The sequence below is a fragment of the Mesorhizobium sp. M0152 genome (genome assembly GCF_040322415.1).
Classification (GTDB): Bacteria; Pseudomonadota; Alphaproteobacteria; order Rhizobiales; family Rhizobiaceae; genus Mesorhizobium.
The window spans coordinates 1-18,603 of the sequence record NZ_JAMYTH010000052.1 but is presented as its reverse complement, the minus strand read 5'-3'; the positions used below and the strand labels follow the sequence as shown (position 1 = coordinate 18,603).

17 protein-coding genes, 1 tRNA gene and 3 pseudogenes are annotated in these 18,603 nt (G+C 56.9%); 11 read left to right on the top strand and 10 right to left on the bottom strand.

The genetic code is table 11. From position 1 onward, the window contains the following. The first annotated feature begins 44 nt into the window (after positions 1–44). The 5 genes from NKJ26_RS30090 to NKJ26_RS30070 all read left to right on the top strand — a co-directional run bounded on the left by NKJ26_RS30090 (position 45) and on the right by NKJ26_RS30070 (position 3,033). The gene (locus NKJ26_RS30090) at positions 45–401 is read left to right on the top strand and encodes a hypothetical protein (RefSeq protein ID WP_352699200.1); all 357 of its coding nucleotides are present in this window, start codon (positions 45–47) and stop codon (positions 399–401) included. Beyond that, positions 398–778: a hypothetical protein gene (locus tag NKJ26_RS30085; protein ID WP_172374537.1), complete on the top strand. Its 381-nt coding sequence runs from the start codon at positions 398–400 to the stop codon at positions 776–778. Before NKJ26_RS30090 ends, NKJ26_RS30085 begins: the two co-directional genes overlap by 4 nt. Before the next feature lie 2 nt (positions 779–780). Beyond that, positions 781–1,407, top strand: a complete 627-nt coding sequence (locus NKJ26_RS30080; protein WP_352699198.1) for a hypothetical protein — start codon at positions 781–783, stop codon at positions 1,405–1,407. Next, on the top strand, positions 1,404–2,237 hold the full coding sequence (locus NKJ26_RS30075; RefSeq protein ID WP_352699196.1) for a HesA/MoeB/ThiF family protein: 834 nt from the start codon (positions 1,404–1,406) through the stop codon (positions 2,235–2,237). The genes NKJ26_RS30080 and NKJ26_RS30075 overlap by 4 nt, the downstream gene beginning before the upstream one ends. 229 nt (positions 2,238–2,466) lie before the next feature. After that, a complete protein-coding gene (locus NKJ26_RS30070) occupies positions 2,467–3,033 on the top strand; it encodes a hypothetical protein (protein ID WP_352699194.1) in 567 nt (188 codons plus the stop codon). Between the two features lie 27 nt (positions 3,034–3,060). On the opposite strand, the gene NKJ26_RS30065 is transcribed toward NKJ26_RS30070, so the two are convergent. Next, positions 3,061–3,243 carry a hypothetical protein gene (locus NKJ26_RS30065; protein WP_352699192.1) on the bottom strand — a complete coding sequence of 61 codons (183 nt, stop codon included), beginning with the start codon at positions 3,241–3,243 and terminating at the stop codon, positions 3,061–3,063. A 367-nt stretch (positions 3,244–3,610) separates the two neighbouring features. Between NKJ26_RS30065 and NKJ26_RS30060 the strand changes: the two genes are divergently transcribed. Continuing rightward, on the top strand, positions 3,611–4,093 hold the full coding sequence (locus tag NKJ26_RS30060) for a helix-turn-helix domain-containing protein (RefSeq protein WP_352699190.1): 483 nt from the start codon (positions 3,611–3,613) through the stop codon (positions 4,091–4,093). Between the two features lie 7 nt (positions 4,094–4,100). Next, positions 4,101–4,208 (top strand) — tRNA-OTHER (locus NKJ26_RS30055). A 96-nt stretch (positions 4,209–4,304) separates the two neighbouring features. Here the strand turns inward: NKJ26_RS30055 and NKJ26_RS30050 are convergent. Together NKJ26_RS30050 and NKJ26_RS30045 are read right to left on the bottom strand one after the other, a co-directional pair. Further along, positions 4,305–4,439 carry a hypothetical protein gene (locus NKJ26_RS30050; RefSeq protein ID WP_352699188.1) on the bottom strand — a complete coding sequence of 45 codons (135 nt, stop codon included), beginning with the start codon at positions 4,437–4,439 and terminating at the stop codon, positions 4,305–4,307. A gap of 464 nt (positions 4,440–4,903) precedes the next feature. Further along, positions 4,904–5,185: a hypothetical protein gene (locus NKJ26_RS30045; RefSeq protein WP_352699186.1), complete on the bottom strand. Its 282-nt coding sequence runs from the start codon at positions 5,183–5,185 to the stop codon at positions 4,904–4,906. Between the two features lie 89 nt (positions 5,186–5,274). Between NKJ26_RS30045 and NKJ26_RS30040 the strand changes: the two genes are divergently transcribed. Then, positions 5,275–6,048: a DUF1353 domain-containing protein gene (locus NKJ26_RS30040; RefSeq protein ID WP_352699184.1), complete on the top strand. Its 774-nt coding sequence runs from the start codon at positions 5,275–5,277 to the stop codon at positions 6,046–6,048. Positions 6,049–6,100: 52 nt separating this feature from the next. Next, positions 6,101–6,382: a S1/P1 nuclease gene (locus NKJ26_RS30035; RefSeq protein ID WP_352699182.1), complete on the top strand. Its 282-nt coding sequence runs from the start codon at positions 6,101–6,103 to the stop codon at positions 6,380–6,382. 295 nt (positions 6,383–6,677) lie between these two features. Here the strand turns inward: NKJ26_RS30035 and NKJ26_RS30030 are convergent. Next, a pseudogene (locus NKJ26_RS30030) lies at positions 6,678–6,731 on the bottom strand (hypothetical protein); the annotation flags it as partial. A gap of 169 nt (positions 6,732–6,900) precedes the next feature. Here NKJ26_RS30030 and NKJ26_RS30025 point away from each other — a divergent pair. Continuing rightward, positions 6,901–7,311: pseudogene (locus tag NKJ26_RS30025) on the top strand (DDE-type integrase/transposase/recombinase); the annotation flags it as partial. A gap of 136 nt (positions 7,312–7,447) precedes the next feature. On the opposite strand, the gene NKJ26_RS30020 reads toward NKJ26_RS30025, so the two are convergent. The 5 genes from NKJ26_RS30020 to NKJ26_RS30000 all read right to left on the bottom strand — a co-directional run bounded on the left by NKJ26_RS30020 (position 7,448) and on the right by NKJ26_RS30000 (position 15,761). Next, complete coding sequence (locus tag NKJ26_RS30020) at positions 7,448–10,696, bottom strand: S41 family peptidase (RefSeq protein WP_352699180.1); 3,249 nt, start codon at positions 10,694–10,696, stop codon at positions 7,448–7,450. 86 nt (positions 10,697–10,782) lie between these two features. After that, complete coding sequence (locus NKJ26_RS30015; RefSeq protein ID WP_352699178.1) at positions 10,783–12,093, bottom strand: di-heme oxidoredictase family protein; 1,311 nt, start codon at positions 12,091–12,093, stop codon at positions 10,783–10,785. Positions 12,094–12,155: 62 nt separating this feature from the next. Continuing rightward, positions 12,156–12,548: a VOC family protein gene (locus NKJ26_RS30010; RefSeq protein WP_352572524.1), complete on the bottom strand. Its 393-nt coding sequence runs from the start codon at positions 12,546–12,548 to the stop codon at positions 12,156–12,158. A gap of 90 nt (positions 12,549–12,638) precedes the next feature. Continuing rightward, on the bottom strand, positions 12,639–14,138 hold the full coding sequence (locus NKJ26_RS30005) for a hypothetical protein (protein WP_352699176.1): 1,500 nt from the start codon (positions 14,136–14,138) through the stop codon (positions 12,639–12,641). Positions 14,139–14,249: 111 nt separating this feature from the next. Further along, positions 14,250–15,761 (bottom strand): hypothetical protein, encoded by a 1,512-nt coding sequence (locus NKJ26_RS30000; RefSeq protein WP_352699175.1) that lies wholly within the window; start codon positions 15,759–15,761, stop codon positions 14,250–14,252. Positions 15,762–16,086: 325 nt separating this feature from the next. Here NKJ26_RS30000 and NKJ26_RS29995 point away from each other — a divergent pair, with 325 nt between their 5' ends. Further along, positions 16,087–16,854 carry an IS6 family transposase gene (locus NKJ26_RS29995; RefSeq protein WP_352699173.1) on the top strand — a complete coding sequence of 256 codons (768 nt, stop codon included), beginning with the start codon at positions 16,087–16,089 and terminating at the stop codon, positions 16,852–16,854. Positions 16,855–17,391: 537 nt separating this feature from the next. Here NKJ26_RS29995 and NKJ26_RS29990 read toward each other — a convergent pair. After that, positions 17,392–17,865: pseudogene (locus tag NKJ26_RS29990) on the bottom strand (transposase); the annotation flags it as partial. Positions 17,866–18,603: the final 738 nt, after the last annotated feature.

Genomic DNA, 18,603 nt, shown 5'->3' with positions numbered 1-18,603 from the left:
AGAAACTGTATACCGTGTAGGCCTCTGGATCAAGGAGAACTAACATGAGCGATCAAGACGACGGGAAGGGTAAAGGCCATTCCGACGCCGGAGACAACTCCGGCCGCGGTAATGGTGGCAACCCAGACCACGGCGGCGGTGACGGCAATCCCGGTCACGGTGGCGGCAACCCTGGCCACGGGGATGATAAGGTCACTATCCTCGTCGATAATGCGCAGAAGCGCGTCCGCGGCGGCCAGTGGATCGTCAGCGAATTGAAGGCCCAGGTTGGCGTTGACCCCGCCAAGATCCTTGCCGAAATCACGCCGAACGGCCTCAAGGACCTCGATGATGCTAGCACTGTCGCCGTGCGCGACGGATCGCGCTTCATGAGCCATGCTCGCACCGGAGGTTCGTCATGATCATCGCCGGCGTCGAGGAGGGAGGCGACCCTCCTGATGGATTGGATCAAATCCGTGAACTCTGCTCCGGTGAAGTCAACTTCAAAACCGAAGGGTGGCGAAATTTGATTTTTATGGAGCAGTTGCGCCTGTGGGTGGGCAACCAGGTGCGTGTCACGGATGCGGTGTTATGCCTAAACCATAACAATCCGACCTATCCGACGAAATTGTACATGGCGGAGAACGTAGGCGGGCCGGTCAATTGGAACGAAGCGAACGTGCCGTTGCTCGGACGCTACTGGCACTCGTTTTCATGGCGGGACGTCAGCCCTGCCCTGCCGTATCATGAAATCCTGGCGGCCCACCTCGCGCCGCTGGCCAGCGATAAGGCGGCTTGATCATGAAGAGGTTCCTGCGCTGGCTCTATCAGACGGTTTTCGGGAAGCCAACGGCCGTCGACAAGCCGCTGACCTCCTCGCCGCCTCCGGCCGTTCCCGCCTTGAGGGTCACTTTCCGCGCAAGCGAAGCCTTCCTGTCTCGCGTCCGCGCGGACCTCGAGCGCCGTCACGCCTTTGCCCATGAACGCGTCGGGTTCATTACGGTTCGCGCTGCCGAAGGCGCGGAGGGAGTCACCTTGATTGCCGAGGACTATTACCCAGTCGCTGACGACGACTATGTAAGAGATCCGTCGGTAGGGGCCATGATCGGGTCGGAAGCAATCCGCAAGGCGCTCGAACTGGCCCTCCTGAAGGGTGTCGGCGTGTTCCACACCCATATGCACGGGCTTTCCAAGCACCTCTGGTTTAGCGGAATCGACCTGCGTGAGCAGGTTAAGTTCTTACCGGACTTCTTCACGGTCTGTCCGCAAATGCCGCATGGAGCGATCGTCCTGAACCCGAAAACTGCGGCGGGACGCGTCTGGCTATCGCCCGAGCAGGTAGTGAAGATCGATGAGTTCAGCACCATCGGTCCGCGCCTAGTCATTGATCGGGCCGCCCGCGACGGCAGCACGGAGTTTTACATATGACGGTCGATAGGGATTTCTCACGCCAAAGCTTCCTCGGGCCCGAAGCTGAACACCTCCTCGCCAACGTGCGCGTGGCGGTCGCCGGACTCGGCGGCGGCGGATCTCATATCGCCCAACAATTGGCGCATGCGGGCGTCGGCCATTTCCGACTTATCGATCCGGACGCCATGGAGGCCAGCAACTTGAACCGGCTTGTCGGTGGAACCGAGAGCGACATTGTCGCCGGGACCAAGAAAATTGACATCGCCACGCGTCTGATCAGGGGCATACGTCCTTGGGCTGACGTCCTCTCGGCGGACACGACGTGGCAAGAATCCGATCACCTAATCCGCGACGCCCATGTGATTTTCGGCTGCGTGGATGGTTACCAGCAGCGGGATTATCTCGAACGCGCGGCGCGCCGCTTCGCGGTGCCTTTAATCGACATCGGAATGGACATCACCCAGGTCGCCGACGGGCACTTCGCGGTCGCCGGGCAGATGATAGTAAGCCTTCCAGGACAGCCTTGCATGCACTGCCTCGGGTTCTTGACACCGGAAAATCTTGCCCTCGAGGAGAACAGGTATGGCGCCGCCGGCATCAATCCTCAAGTCGTGTGGACCAACGGAACCTTGGCAAGCCTTGCTGTCGGCGCTTTCATGAAAATGCTCACACCTTGGCTGCCTGCCTGGGAGCCCTACACCTGGCTCGAGCTGGATGGCAATCAGCAGACGGTGGCCCTAAGCGAGCGGCCGCGTTACATGAACATCCCCAATGTCTGCCCCCATTATGGCGGACAGGACGCGCTCGGCGACCCGCAGTTCGACATCAGGAAAGTGATCGGGGCGTGACGCTCGAGCCGGAATTGACGGCCGTGCTTTGGCACGACAGGTCGCGACGAAGGCTGCGTTGAAACGCAGAAGCTGGCGCAGTCACCGTTTGCGGATAAAATATATCGTCCCTTCGCATCTGACGCCTTAGGAGGGGGGCTTGCCCTTGACACGAGCACGCCCGGCCGCCTGATGTTGACCGAGCGGGCTCTGGGAAGGCCCGCGAAGAACGGACAGGACTACGATTTGCATGTATCACGCACTCAGCACCAATCTCCTACTGGGCTATCATGGCTGCGACGAAGCGGTCGGTGAGAAGATTCTTGCCGGAAACAAGTTTGAGCCAAGCGAGAACGATTACGATTGGCTGGGTCACGGTATCTACTTCTGGGAGGCGAACCCAGAGCGCGCATTGAGCTTTGCTCACCAGCAAGTGAAATGGGGGCGCGTAAAGAAACCGATGGTCGTGGGGGCGGCGCTGACCTTGGGGAACTGCATCGATACCCTGAATGAGCAAAGCCTTCAGGCGCTAAGCCAAGCGTATGACAAATTGGTGTCTTTGTCCGCCTCCAGCGGCAACCCCGTGCCGATAAACGAGGGCGGGACGGATGCGCTGCTGAGGCGACGGGATTGCGCTGTGGTCATGACCTTGCATAAAATGATCAAAGACATCAACCACCCGCCCGCCGACAGCTTGCGTGGTCTCTATCAAGAGGGCGGCGCACTTTATGAGGGCTCAGGCTTCTTCAAAAAAAGCCACATCCAAATCTGCATTCGCAACCCCGACTGCATAAGAGGGGTTTTCCGCCTACTGTAAGCTGAAAAAACGCCCAGAGGGGCGTTTCTAAGCCACTTTCGCCTTCCGGCGGGCTTTAGGCTTTTCATTCCGGTAGGGCGATGCCAACTTACCCTTAGGGGTCAGGATTCCGATTTTTTTCAGCTCTTTGTCGGCGGCCTTTTTCGAAACGCCGGCTGCCGCCTTCGCGTTCTTTTCGAGGCGATGAAGCACGTCAGCTGTAAAATCCATAAGTCACCTCGCCTAACGGTAACGTGATCGATTGCCCGACGTCTAACGCCGGCTGCAACCAATCTCGAATTGATGATCATAGAAACTATCTGTGTGCATAAACCACATGTCAATAGCCCGGGTGAACCGTCGTTCAGGGGCACCTATCCTCTGTACCTTGCATATAGCGGGATTCGTCTGATCGACGATTAGTATCATCAAGTCATCTACTTTGGGTGCAGCGCGGTTCCCCGGCCCCCGAATGGAGGGACACGGACTGGGTGAGTTCCAGGACACCCGCCCCCTGAATACAGGTTCGCCCCTGTTGCCCTTGCGTCAGCGCGGCAGACCACCATATCTGGGTGCAGTTCACCACAGGGAGCCTCCAATGGCCCAGCCGGATACCGCCAAAGCCGAAGTCACGAAACTTCGCATCAACGAAAAGAAATGGACCAAGACGCTGATGGCCACCGGCTGGAGCGCCTTCCCCAACATCATTATCGAAAAACAACAGGCCCTCGGCCTGGATGCGCTCGACATGAACATCGTGATCCACCTGGTGCAATACGGGTGGCTGCCGGAAAATCTGCCCCACCCATCGGTGGAGACGATAGCGAAGGCCATCGGGGTCACGCCCCGCACAATCCAGAAACGAATTGCCGCACTGGAAGCCATCGGCCTCCTCGCCCGGGAGGAACGACGCAACACGCCCAATGGTAGCATGACGAACCGCTATAACTTCGACGGACTGATCGAGGCGGCGAAACCGTTCGCGGTGGAGAAGGCTGCCGAGATCAAGAAAGCCGCCGAGGCGAAATCGGAAAGGCTATCCCGGAAACGGCCGAAGCTGGTCGTTAGCAACGACGGGTAAACCAGATCGTGGCGTAGCTCAGCGGACAGAGCACCTCGCTTTCGACCTAGACAGTGCGTGACACCGCTATTTAGGGGCGAGGAGGTCGCGGGTTCAAGTCCCGCCGCCACTCCCAATTCATACCCGTCAGGTTTCTAGCCAATGCCCGGGGCAGCAACTGCCCTTCAACCCGTAGAGCATTTGGCTTGCCTGCGCCGGGCCCTAACCACGATCACTGGTGGATTAGGCCGTGGGCCTCGATGGTTGCGGCCAGCTCCGCTTTGCCCGCCTCGGAATTAACAGGGCGCACATTCGCCTTGCTCGGCACCAGCTTGCAAAGCGGTATGGTGATTTCTGCGATATTCATGGGTTGCTCCTTACTTTCGCTTTCCAGACGTCCCCTGTTCCTGCGGGTTAAGGTCGCTTGAACCCCTGCCTCGCGGCGAGTGGCGGGGAGAGTGGGGACAAGTCCCGGGGCGGAGGGATCTCCCTGGTCTGCACGGAGCGAAGCGTGGGAAGATGGGGGAGGCCAACGCTGGCGGCTTGCCGGGAGAGCGGGCCGCGCGCCTCTCTCCCCCAACCCCGTGCCGTCAGGTACATCGCGATCAGTGACCGCACCGGCGGCCTTGAGCAAAAAGGGCGCACAAAGCGGAAGCACCGAAATGTCCGACAGTGAGACCATATCAGTTCGGTGCTGGAGAAAGTTCGTGGCCCTGAGACCGGTTCAACAGGGCGGCCGCAGGAGCATCAGTATAGCGCCGCCACCAGGCGGGATGCGGGACCGACAGCCCCCGGCGAAGGGCGCCATATGAGGGCGTGGGTTGTGTCAGGTCACAAGTCTTTCAACAGCCAGTTGCGCCCCTTCTCGCTGAAGCCATGCCATGCCCCCTCGTGTGTGAGCTCCACGACGAGGAGCTCATCGTTCTCGTCAACGAAGGGAAGAAGGTCATGTCTGATCAACTCGGCGGTGAGATCTGTTACAACTGTGAACGTGGAATCCAAGTGTGCCCAGTACTTCGGATATCTCTCTTTGATGTGGTTGCGCAGGGCCGTATTTTTGGCGGAGTAGTTCGCACCCTCGCGGTTCAAGTCGTAGCCAATCAGACAGCTCATTCTTCACCCCCCTGTTAAAAAATCAGACACTATGGCATGTCCATTCCCGCTATCGCTGTGGTAAGTAGATAGCAAAGGAGAGCAGCCTCATGTTTGGCCTGCGTCAGTTAACACAACTACCCTTTCTCGCGAAGTCTTCTGCGGTTCTGTTCATCGCGTTTATGCTCTTAGCCGGCGTCCAGGCCGCGCACGCCGATTTCGTCGGGACTCTTGTTCTGTCGCCTGCGGGTTGCGAAAGCACGGGCCACTGCGAGCTCGGCGCTGATTTCAGCTTCATCGATCCCAAAGGTGTCGGCTGGCAGGCCGCCAAGGGCTTGATCACTGATGGCGCCAGCATTCCTCCATGGGCGCAGCCGATTGTCGGGAAGCCTTTCGACGAAAGCTTCATCAAGGCGGCGATCATCCACGATCATTATTGTGACCGGCATGTCCGCTCTTGGCGGCAGACCCACCGGGTCTTCTATGACGCCTTGCGTGCAAGTGCCGTGGGTTCCGAGAAGGCCGGCATCATGTATTTTGCCATCCTGGTCGGCGGCCCGAAATGGATCAAGCTCATCAAAGGCAAGCCTTGCGGGGTTGGACTGGGCTGCATAAACCAGGTCGGCGCTAGCCTGCAGTTGCCGGGGACTGGGCTCTCGGTGGATGAGAACGGCGGATTGATCGCGGTCCGCGGTCCGCAATATGGAACTGCCAAATTCGCGAAGACCATGGCCGACAACGTGCCCCAACTCGAGGCCCAGGGCGGATCACTGACCCCCGAGATGGTGGAGCAAGAGGCCAGTCAAGCCATGGCCGACGACGTGTTCTTCGCCAATGGTGACGAGACTGGCACTACGCTGGATATCAAGGTCGACACGAAATAGGTCACGACGCCCAGCCATTGTGATCGACGGCTGCGAGGCAAGGGAGACAGGTATGCGCCGCTGGATTGTCGCGTTGGTGATGACGATCGCGTGGAGCCCCGCCTACGCGTGGGGTCCTGAAGGCCACGCGATCGTCGCCGAGATCGCCCAGCGGCGGCTGACCGCCACGGCTCTTTTTGAGGTCAAACACATCCTTGGCGGCGAGGTCTCCATGGCCTCCGTAGCGAGCTGGGCCGACGACGTGCGCTATGCCCTGCATCCCGAGAGTTACAACTGGCATTTCGTCGATATCCCCCTTGCAGACGACAAGTATCACCATGCGGAAAGCGGATGATCGAGAGCTCCCGATCGGTATGTTTGCCCATCATGCGGGCAATATGGTCGAAGGCATATTGTTGCGCGCTGATGCTGACCGCAGCCGCGTCCGCCCCGAAACGCCACTCCTTGTAGCCGCGGTCAACCAGAGCCGGCGTAATCTGGTCGCCGGATGGCGGCGGACAGGTTCCAAGGCAAAAGATTTCAATGGCATCACCTGGTTTTGTGAGCTCAAGGGCGTCAGTCAGTCCGACCAGGATCGGATTGTTGGCCCAAAGGCCACCATCCACGAAGGCATGCCCGCCCTGCATTTTGGGATTGGGCAACCAGGCCACCGATCGAAAAACTGGCGCCGCCGTGGTCGCCATGCAGACGTCGACAAGTGTGTAGTCGTCGTCACGGTGCTTGCTGTTTTCAAGGTGCGGGGTTTTGAAGACCCACGACCGGTGTCGTGACATCTCGACCGCAGGGATGGCAAGGCCTATCCCGCGTTCGTTCCAGATGTCGATCAGCTTCATCTCTTTGAGTTGTGCGGTTAGCGTCGAATTCTATTTCAGCGAGCAGCGCGACCTGCCGTCGGCCAAACGCTTCTTCAGAAAGGCGCTGGAGCGTCCTGGCCGACCGGATCGCGTCGTCATCGACGGGAGCCAGACCAACCACGAGGCGATCGCTTCCTGCGACACCACAAATCGCTTGCAGGATCGCACCCGACGCCGGCTGAAGCCGATCCGCATCCGCCGGAGCCAGTATTTGAACAATCGAATCGAGCAGGACCATCGGCGCATCAAGCGCCGGGTCCGGCCGATGCTCGGCTTCAAATCGACGGCCACCGCCTCCACCATCCTTTCCGGCATCGAAATGATCCACATGATGCGCAAGCGACAGGCGAGGTACGCCTTCAATCCGAATCCGTCCCTGGCCGAGCAGTTCGAAATCCTCGCCGCCTGATTGACCTCGCATCAGGCCTCTCTGCGCCCCTATTCAGCCGTTGCAACAAAACCAATCGGCATCCTCCACCGGCTCCGGCTCGGAGTCATCGTCTTGGTCGTCCTCTTTCTCATCGCTGGTCGGCAGCAGTACGACGTCAGTGCATGAGATAGTCGACAGCGGCACGCAGCTGCTTATCGTAGCCATGATAAAACAGATAAGGGTCATTCTCGACGTATATGTCGGGTCTGATACCCTCGCCCTCAATAAGCCATCGAGAAACCCCGTTTTCTTTGACGTAGGAACCCGATTCAGGAATCCGGACCGGGCCGCCGTCAACTAGGGTTCTGCCGCTATTGACCCAAATGCCTGCTCCTGACGTTCGCGTGCCAATCAGAACGCCTAAACCCATACGCCGCACGCCTTCAGCGATCAATTCGCCATTGGAGTATGTGTCACCATCGACCAAAACAACAATTTTTCCTTCGAAAGAATCCCTTGGATTCTTAAATAGAACGCTGTCGTAGCGACCATTTAAGTACATCCACGTCTTTCGTTGTAGAAAATTCAATATCCACGCATCCATGTTCCCGCCATTATTTCCGCGAACATCAATTATCATGCCTTTTCTACCTTGCATGGATGGATATTGCTGTACGATAGTTGCCAAATCCCTTTCATAGGATGCATAGAGGTGCAGATAACCGACCTTTCTGCCGCTTAATTTGTCCACCATCTCCTGATTTGAAAAGGTCCAATGCCTGTAGCGCAAAAATGCCTCTTCGGTTGGGCTGATCGTTTTCACCGCATTGTGCAGCACGCGACCATCCGCTTTGCTGACTGTTATCGATAGCGTTTGTCCCTCCTGCCCATCGAGAAGTTCATCAAAAGAGCTTTGGTTGCGAACGCGTGCGCCGTTGATCTGCGTAATTTGGTCCCCGGGGACTATCGGCGGATTGGCCAAGCTCAATGGCGATCTGTCTTCCGCCAGGTCGATATCGCCGTCATAGACTTCTACGACCCTCACGCCATCGCCGTCGCCATCGGAAAACGCCCCTCCCAATCTTCCTAGGCCGCGCTGCTTGTCCGGGAAATCAATCGGTGAGCGCATCGATGTATGGCCTACGCCGAGCTCGGCAACCATCGCGGATGCTACCTCGTTGAACTCGGTTCGGTTCGACACCCTTGACAAGAATCCGATGTATTTGCGCCGGGCATCTTCCCAATTCTTCCCGTTCATTTTGGGATCCCAGAAATAATCCCGGTAAAGCCGCCACATCTCATTGAACATCTGAACACGCTCAACCGATTTGTCGATTTTCACGGCCAGGTTCGAAACATTGTTCAAATCCGTCTTTTGCGGCAACGTGCCGTCAGGCGGCACTTGTGCAGCAAAGAGCCCGCCTCGGCCTATGGCTATCAGCGACCGCTTATCCGCCGACCATTCGATTTTGAAAATATCTTCGTCAAAAAGGGGACGCGAAACTCGGCGGCGTCCTTCCGACAGTTTCGGGAAGTCCACGAGATTGCCTTTTTCGTCACGAACAGCTTTTTTCACGACAGCGTATGGACGATCCCCGACCGCAAACAACATGGCATAGTTCGCGGCCACGATCGGCAATTCTTCCGTTGCCAACTGGTAATCGCGCATCGTCAACGGGCGTGCATATCCATTGTCGGCGCACTCGGACCAAGAGCTGTTCTGCGCCGTAGATGTCTTGAGACCGGCACTGGAATCACCGACCCTGTCCAAATCGATCGAATAGATAAGGCCGCGGTGTTGATAGTCCGGCCAGTAGTTTCTGGGTGCCCAAGGATCGGTTACCGTCGAACGGAAATTTGTTTCCGAAATGAAGTAGAGCTTCCTACCGTCTGAAGAAAAAGCCGGAAAATAGGACTCATACCGACCGCTGGTTACGTGAGTGACGGTATTGCAGTCAACATCAAATATGGACACACGGCCGATGTCTTGCGGCGTGTAGGTCACAAATGCCATTTTCCTGCTGTTCGCAGCCCAGCTCAACCATCGCGGCATGGTTTTTGAGGCGACATCTATGATCGCTGCGCGGCCCGTTTGAGAGTCAAGCCGGTACAACTTTCCGGAGATCGTGATGGCGATCATGATCGAACCATCCGGCGACACCGAAATATCTTCAAGTGGCTCCACAATATCATTGTGGACTTCCTTCGCGTCCCCACTGCGGAGGTCAAATCGATAAATTCTGTCTTCTCCGCTCATGTCCGATAGTGCAAAGAGATTGTCCCCGGCTGCAAGACGCACCGATTTCACCCGGGCAGCTGGGCTGCATTCCAGGCACGACGCCGTTTTGGCGGCGACGTCGACTGACCACAAATTCCCCCGCAATACGATCACTGCACGTTTCGCGTCATTGGACAGCTGCAGCTCGGTCGCGTCGTTCGTATTGAACGTCATCAAATCGACGGTGCTGACCGCATGCGGAGGCAGACGTATCTCAACCTTCTCAGTCTTGCCGCTCGTCGGGTCGAAAGAATAGACGTCGCCCAGTTGCTGGTACAGGATTGACCCGTCGCCCAGCAACGAAATCGAACCGATGTCGTAGACACTTTCAAACGTGTGCTGCTTTAGATTCGCGCCGTTTAGGTCTATGGACCATAGGTTGAAGCGGCCGCTGCGGTCAGACAGAAAATAGATACGATTGAGCGCACATAGCGGCTGACGGCTTATTCCCGAGTAGGAGGAGGTCAACGGAACCGCTTGGATTCCAGGAGTTACAGCGCCGGGCGCGATGTCGGCAAGGATATCGGCCGAGATTCGGAATATCGATTGCGCATACCCCCCACGATACAGCCTGTTATTGTCGATGAGCTTCTCGTTTTTGACGAATATGACGCTTCCTTTGAAAAGACATCCCTCTGAGGCCTCTGCCAATGGAACAGGTCTCACCCTACGTGTCGCGATATCGACGATGAAAAGCAGCGGCCCGCGTTTCTTCGATTTTATCGTCGTTGAGTAGAGCACTTGGGAGTTGCCAAGCCATCCCTCTACCTTTGCATCGAGGCCGCCGTCATAGGTCAGACGGACGATTTCCCCCGTGGCCGGTGAGGCAAAGAAAATCTCCGATGATCGGCCGTCCAATGCGGAAAATGCGACATGCTTTCCATCCGGGGAAAGCATTGGCGACGTTTCGTCAGTATGGCCACCAGTTATTCGGCGCGCGAACTTCCCCCGTTCCTGGAGCCAAATGCGGCCATTGAATTCAAAGACAAGGCTGGAACCATACCCTGATGGATTTCGGGCAAAATATGGAGCCTCCTGTGCTAGACACACCTTCGCGGAAAAAACCGAAAGTATAAATACTCCGATGATCGTCGCCAAGGACTTCCATGCTTTTCGAAACTGGAAGTTATAATTGAGATTGCGCACGATCTAGCTCCACACTTCGATATTGGTCGCATGCTTTCCGCAGTTGCGATTGGGAACCGCTCCACACCTTCCGCTGGCTGCTGACCTCACAATGACGACAGGAACGCAACCAGCCGGTCCCTGTCGTCCTTGGGGAGGTCCTTGAAGCGCGACACGGAATAGGTCGCCTCTCCGCCATGCCAAAGGATGGCCTCCAAGAAGTTGCGCGCCCGTCCATCGTGCAGGTAGCCGACTTTCTCCGAGACAGTGCCTTGCATGCCGATGCCCCAAAGAGCGGGCGTTCGCCAATATCGGCTGAGGCCGTCATCATTACTGTCCGCAAGAGCTTCACCCATGTCGTGGAGCAGCATGTCGGTGAACGGATAAATTCGCTGACCACGAACCCGCTTGTCCGTGTCTTCCCGCGAGCTTGTTTGCAAAGACGGCCTGTGGCACATGGCGCAGCCCGCTTCCTCGAATAAGCGCGCGCCTCGCGCATTCTCATTTGCGTTGTCGAGCCGTCGCGCCGGCACGGCCAGCACTTTGAGGTATTCGGCAAGGTCCGTCACCAATCGATCATATTCCGATCGGGCGTTAGGTGCGGTCTCTTTGGGGATAGGTTGATGAATGCTGAGCTCACCGGCGAGAGCCGAGCGCGTCTGCATATTCAGATTGGAAACAGTTGCCTTCCATCCGAAACGGCCGACTTTATCACAAGAGTTGCTGGCCCGCTGCTCGCATGCCGTCCCGACGATGCCTCTCACACCGAATGCCGAGAATTCTTGTTTTTCAGCTGCTTTTCTAATCTCGTCGTCAGAAATCGCTTCGAGCAAGCCTAAACCGTAGACTCCTGGCGCATTGCGCAGATCGACAAGTCTTTTCTCGCCATCGACAATTGCTACAGGTGCAACGAGCTCGACGAGTTGGCCCCCTAGCGTGATCTGTTGCTTCGTTTCCCATTCCACGCCTTGAAGTTTCTGGGAAACGCTTGGGACGAGTATGTTTCGGAATACCGGCGGGACAGAGTGATGGCTTGATGCCTTGACCGAAAAGCCAGTCGAATCGAACGCCTCTGTGTGCGAAATCCCTCGGCCGTCGCTCGGATGGCAGCTTTCGCAGGAACGAGCATTGTAATCAGCTTCGATAGGCGGGCCGCTTTCGACGCTCGAAAGCCCGTCGATCGGATGGCTATTCCTGAAGGCAAGCGCACCATTGGAGAAGACGCGCCGCTCCTCGAGCTCGAGGAAAGGAGCGGCATGATTGTAGGGCGACTCCCCGAATGAATATACGGTCAGCGCCCCACCGGTCTTCTTCGCGTCGTACCAGTCGTCACCCGCGAATGAGCCCAAGGGAGCAAGCGCTAGAAAAACGAGTGAACAAGCGACGACATTTTTGATGGATCTAGAAGGAAATCGCATGGCCCCACTGCGCCTTCTCACGCGCCGGCGTTAACACGGGAGAACATTGTGAAATTACCAGGTCAGTGGCCTGCAACAAATTCAATCTTTATTCGATCCGGATCCTCTACAAACAGGGCATAATAATCTTTGATACCGCTAGCGAATGGGTATCGATCATCATATAACATGGGGATAGAATTTTCGATGCAGTACTGTCGCATCGAATCTACTTCTGATCGCTCTTCGATTTTGAAAGCAATATGATTCAGGCCGACCCCGCTTCTATGATATTTATGATTCTTGTATTTATCGGACACCTGTACGAATGTCAGATAAGCTTCCCGTTTTCTTCGAAGGGTAAATCCATCGTCCCACGCGGACGTTTCTTTATAACCGATTCTCGCCAGAATCGTTTCCCAAAAGGCATACGAAGCATCGATGTTTGAAACATAGATTTCGATATGATGCAGCATTCGTTACCTCGCAATCAAGCAGAACTACCAAGGGTTGGTCAATCAAAGGCAGAGTGCGACCCTGTCGGGTCGCACTCTCGGTTGCAGTTCTTACGAACGGCCTGATCCTCTGTATTGGCTCGCGTTCACGCCTATTGGCACGCGAGCATAGTGTGTATCGCCGCCCTGCGATACGAAAAGGTCGAGATAGACATCGCCGTTCCGGTCTTCAAAGAGACATTGACTTGACGAGAAGATGGCCTCCTCGCCAAACGCCTGCACCCCCTGCTTGGCCAATTCGTCGGCGGTAAAGCTCACATGATTGGTGAAATTCATGCCGGTGTCGGTGGAGACCGCAACGACAAGCCGGGCATTGCCGTTGCCTTCATCATATTCCTTATATGCCGTCGCTCGAATTGGAGTGTTGATGAGCGCGCTATATTGGAAATGCGACGTCGACATGCCGGGGTTCGATGTCTCGGTATTCTGCACAACTTGCGAGAGCTTGTTGTTCGCAATGACGTGCTGCCACGGTGCATTCACAGGCCGGATGGCTTTGAAGCTCACAATGCTGACTTCGCCCCGCCGCCCCTTGCCGTCCGTAGCCATCATCGAGGTCTGAACAAAGCTTATACCGTTATTGGGATCGACGGATGGGTCCAAGGATGAAAGGGTCTTGTCATCGTCTGTCTGGCCCAATTCACGCGTGCCACCCCAATTGAGGGTGGGCGAATTCGGCTGGGACGTGCCGCCTCCCAACCGCAGATTGTCGTACTGGCCCGGTTGTGACTCAACTTTGACCACCGGATAATCTGCCGCTTTGAACCCAAACAATGGCTTCGGTTGAGACCAGATCTCGCCGCCATCCTGGGATTCGATGTAGGCGGGATAGGATCGTTGCGATGTCGTTTCTTGCGCCACATCGGACGGAGCGAATGCGGGGTTGGTGGTCTGATAACTTGCAATGACGTAGGTGCCCCGGATGGCGACGGCTGGCCCTGACGTCGCATACGGATCGTCAACAACCTTGCTGGCCATCGGGAAGGTATGGCCGTCCTTGGAAACGCCGACATAGAGGCTCTTCGAGTGCTTGTCCTGCCAACCGTAGACAACCGTTTGACGGTGCTCGTCAGCAAGAGCGCCCCAGCCTTTGCGCGACGCCTGAATAAATGTGTCGGTCGCTTCGACGCCTGCAGGTGTTACGGCTTCGGAGACGACAATTTGGGGCTTGTCAGCGAACGGTGCGCTGGCAAAAGCGATCCTGCCGACAGTCACGCCATCATGTTCTTCTGTGAAGGCAATATATGAGCCTTGAAAATTGGAATCGATGGCTGCCTGACGCACATTGCCGTCAACGCCCTTGACGACAGTCTCATTCCAGCTTTCGCCATTGTCCAGCGAAGCGCTGAAGATGAGGTCGAGACGCGAGCCATTACCAACGGAATAGGTTGAGACCAGTCCGCCATCGGCGGTGCGCATGATATTGCGCCCTGCACCATCAATGCTTTCTTGTGACAGCTGATTGAGCATACTCCCGCCAAAGGCGACACTGCTTGCCATCGCGAACGCAAAGGCGGCCAGGGAAACGGGCTTCAAAGGAAAATTATACATTCTCTACCTCGTTCTATCTTGGGAGTGGCCAACGCACCCGTTCAGTACAGGTGCGTGTCGCACGCCAAATCTGGTGGAATGGGAAAGATGCAATGCAACCCCGGAAAGGGTCTATGGACCGCTGGGCTTGGCGGCCGCTCTCAACTGAGCCGCATTAACGCCGATCGGCAGGCGAGCGTAGCGCGTGTTGTCGCCCTGCGATACGAGCAGATCGACGAAGACGTCTCCGTTGCGATCTTCGAACAAACACTGGCTGGCCGCGAAGATCGCTTTGTCATCGAAGCCTTGAAGCCCCAGGTCGGACAATGCGTCGCGCGTGAAGCTTACGTGCCGATTAAACACCTTGCCGGTATCGGTTGAGACCGCAACGACGAGACGAGCATCTCCATTGCTAGTCTCCTTATATGTGGTCGCCCGAACCGGCGTGTCGATGAGCGCGCTATATTGGAAATGCGATGTCGCTGCATCCGTTTTCGATGTCTCAGCGTCCCGGCTATTTGCCGACAGTTTGTTGTTCGCTATAACATGCGTCCATGGCGCGTCGGGCTTGATCTGACGGAAACTGACAATGCTGACTTCGCCCTTCCGGCCGGCTCCGTCTATTCCCATCATCGATGTCTGCACGAAGGTTATGCCGTCGTCGGGATTAAGAGCGGCTGCAGCCCCTTCCATTTGAGAAACATCTGCCGCCGCCGCCGATTTGTCTTCGGCGCCAACATCCGTGGTACCGGAATCGCGCGAACCGCCGCCGCCGCCAATCCTATCGCCTATCCCTCCCCAATTGAGGATCGGCGAATTAGGCTGGGACGTGCCGCCAGCCAACCGCAGATTGTCGTACTGGCCCGGTTGTGACTCAACTTTGACCACGGGATAATCTGCCGCTTTGAACCCAAACAATGGCTTCGGTTGAGACCAGCTCTCGCCGCCATCCATGGATTCGATCCAGGCAGGATAAGATCGTTGCGATATCGTTTCTTGCGCCACATCGGACGGAGCGAAAGCGGGGTTCGTGGTCTGATAGGTTGCGATGACATAGTTGCCCCGGATGGCAACGGCTGGCCCTGACGTCGCATAGATGTCTTCGATCACCTTCCGTGCCATGGGAAAGGTGCGTCCGTCCATGGAAACGCCGACATAGAGGCTCTTCGATTGCTTGTCCTGCCAACCATAGACTACGGTTTCACGATTTTCGTCAGCAAGAGCGCCCCAGCCTTTGCGCGACGCCTGAATAAATGTGTCGGTCGCTTCGACGCCGGCAGGTGTTACGGCTTCGGAGACGACAATTTGGGGCTTGTCAGCCAACGGCGCGCTGGCAAACGCGATCCTGCCGACGGTATCGCCGTCACGTTCTTCCGTGAAGGCGATATAGGAGCCTTGAAAATTGGAATCGATGGCTGCCTGGCGAGCCTTGCCGTCAACGCCCTTGACGACAGTCTCATTCCAGCTGTCGCCATTGTCCAGCGATGCGCTGAAGACAAGGTCGAGACGCGAGCCGGTGCCAACGGAATAGGTTGAGACCAATCCGCCATCGGCGGTGCGCATGATATTGCGCCCCGCACCATCAATGCTTTTTTGCGACAGCTGACTAAGCGTACTCCCGCCAAAGGCGACGCTGCTTGCCATCGCGAGCGCGAAAGCGGCTAGGGAAACGGGCTTAAGAGGGGAATTTAACATTGTCTACCTCGCTCTATGTTTGCCTACCTCGCTCTATTTTTGGAACGGAATACAGACAAAAGGCTAATTGACACGGCTAGTTTTGTTGGTCAAGATCATAAATAATAAATTAGTTATCGCTTATACTACAGCATTGTATATTAGAAATCCGTTATTTCGCCGTTCTGTTTTCGACGCAGATTATTTGATACTTAAGCAATGTCTTAATTGCGCATCATTCTCTAGGGCATCGTCAGCTTAACGAAGCGTGGATACCGATGTGCGATGACGGGCTATGACAGAGCGTGACCCACTCTACCGCCGCCATCGCTTCCCCGCCGAGATCATCGCCCATGCTGTCTGGCTCTATTTCCGTTTTCCTCTCAGTTTGCGAATGGTCGAGGACTTGCTGGCGGCACGAGGGATTATTGTCTCGCATCAGACAGTCCGGCTTTGGGCAGAGAAATTCGGGCGGACCTTTGCCAGCGAGATCCGCCGCCGCTCAGCGGGTCGGCTGGGTGACAAGTGGCATCTCGACGAGGCCGTCGTTTCGATCCGTGGCAAGAAGCACTGGCTCTGGCGCGCCGTCGATCAGGACGGTTTCGTCCTGGAGGTTCTGGTGCAAAGTCGTCGCAATGCCAAGGCGGCCAAGCGTCTGATGCGCAAGCTGTTGAAGGGCCAAGGCCGCGCGCCGCGCGTGATGATCACCGACAAGCTTCGGTCTTACGACGCTGCAAAGCGAGAGATCATGCCGGGTGTCGATCACCGTTCGCATAAAGGCTTGAACAATCGGGCGGAGAATTCCCATCAGCCAGTCCGGCGACGGGAACGGATCATGAAACGCTTCAAGTCACAACGCCATTTGCAGCGCTTCGTCTCAATTCATGATCCGATTGCCAACCTGTTCCACATCCCCCGCCACGAAATCTCCTCCAGCCATCATCGCGAACTGCGTTCAGAGGCAATGAACCTCTGGGCAAAATCGCGCGGGCTTGAACCGCCGTGGGGCAAGCGGGCTACGACCGCCTCGCGCTCTTTAAGTTTACGATGCCGCTTGACCTAAACGACCCCAATCAGAGAGGAACTCTCATAGAGGAACTCTCATATTGTTTGCTGGTCCAGCCGACGAAAGGAGGCCGGCATGGCTCTCGGGCAAAAGGCCGCTCCGTGTGTCGCAACAGACCACGAGCGGTTCTTATAGACCGCCAGCGACCTTGCGCGGCCATCCAACGCTTGGAGCCGAACACACCTTGCAGCAGCGCCGGCACATCCACATCGGCATCGAGCTGCGGCCAGTGCAGGCCAAGGCCGGTCGGGCCGAATCCCGCTTTCGGTGGACAAGGCTCAGAAGAGCCGACATGGGATGAATCGGTTTGTCGAGGGAGAGGATCGCCGGCAAGCGACACTCTTTCCCAAGTGCCTGGACGTTTAGCCGCCTTGATGCACGGCGATAGCTTTTGACGGCCTGAAGCGACGCTGTGGTCGCCGTTGCGGTGCTTTTCCGCGTCTCTTCAGGCGCCGGGATTGCTCCGTCGTGATGGCAGGCGGGGGTTTGCAGGTTGCGGTCGACGGGTTCGTTTCGGGGCGTCTGCCCCCATCGTTATGTCGCGAGTTGGGGGATGCGATCGAGGACGATGCGCAGGATGCGCTGGTCGGGGCACGATGTCGGCAGGTGCAGGCGGATTTGCGATTTCATCTCGACCACCCGCGCCGCGATTCTGATGAGGCGCAATCGCAGCGTGTCGAATTGGGCGACGGCAAAGCTCGAGCGCCTCGGCATCGCGGCCCGCAAGCCCCACATCAACCAGTAAGCCCCGGCATGCAGGAATAGCCGGAACTGGTTGGCCGTCGCTCTGGTGCAGGATGTGCGGTCGGCGGCAAGATGCGTCTTCCACGACTTGATGTGGTTCTCGGCCGCGCCGCGGCGGCAGTAGACATGCTCGTAGAGCGCCTTGGCCTTCCCACCGGCAAGGTTGGTGACGACGAAGCGGGTAACGGCACCTTGCGCGCCGACCTCGACCCGCGCGATGATGCGCTCGACGCGGCTCCAACTAGCGGCGCCGCCAACGAACTCCCATGAATTTTTCAGGCTAGGAACATCGAGGTAGGGCACTACGCTTCATGTCCGACTACGCCTCGATCAGATCGCGAGCAGCCAGCCAGTGTTCGACCGTCTCTTGCGCCTCTGGCCGCTGAGGCCTTGTGTTTCCTCCAGCGAGTCAAGCCGATCACCATGCGTGTCTCCAGTTCTGGTGCTCACCCACGTGCCATTTGCGATCTCGTGTCGGTGAGAGCACCGCAAGCACCTCCCCTGCTAGAGGGCAAGGCGGCTTGCGTCGCCCGTGTTGTTACTATTCTTCGCTGTGGTCGGAGTTTTTCCCTCGCCTTCGGAATCGGGACATTCGACTTTGCAAAAAATGGGCCATCGTGGTCGATCGTCACGCCCCCGAGTTCGGCGGCACGATGGGACGACGACGGCAGCGCAAGCTCCATTTGCGCGAGGGGCTCGTCCTTCAAATACTTGATTCATTTGCGCTTTGCGTACCTCCATGCATGTTGCTCGATGCCAGGCGGAGGCCTCTGTATCGCGCATCGATGCAACGCCCAGGCGTTGATCCCCATCATCGCGGCGATCGCTTTGCCGCGATCGCCGCAGCCGTTTTCGAGCACGACAATCATGCCAGGCGGTGTCGGCAGCGATGCGCACGCAAAAATTCACAGATGCATGCTAGGGGTTGTTGAGAATCAGGATTCCACTTTCGCCCTTTGAGTGATTCAAGCCTCATTTTGGAGGTTTTGATGATTCGAACGG